Origin of the sequence: Acinetobacter sp. USHLN143, from assembly GCF_037145695.1 — a bacterium.
GTDB classification, from domain to species: domain Bacteria; phylum Pseudomonadota; class Gammaproteobacteria; order Pseudomonadales; family Moraxellaceae; genus Acinetobacter; species Acinetobacter fasciculus.
Window position 1 is genome coordinate 1 of the sequence record NZ_JBBCWZ010000337.1, and the last position, 223, is coordinate 223.

The following is a 223-nucleotide window of genomic DNA, read 5'->3' on the forward strand; positions in this document are numbered from 1 at the left end:
GTCAAGCAGCGGTAAGTTACTTAGATTATTCAAATTACTAGCCTCATGCCCCGATATGGAGTGGATTTTTATTGATGGCTCTCATGTACGTGCTCATCAACATTCTGCCGGTATAGCGAATCAATCTATTTCTAAAAGTGTAGGAGGAAACTCCTCAAAAATACATTTGATTGTTGATGCACATGGCAATCCTATTGATTTCATGATTACCGATGGAACCACA

Annotated in this window: 1 pseudogene; it reads left to right on the forward strand. The window is 39.0% G+C overall.

Annotated elements, in window-relative coordinates:
* Window positions 1-223, forward strand: a pseudogene (locus WFH18_RS18285) (IS5/IS1182 family transposase); the annotation flags it as partial.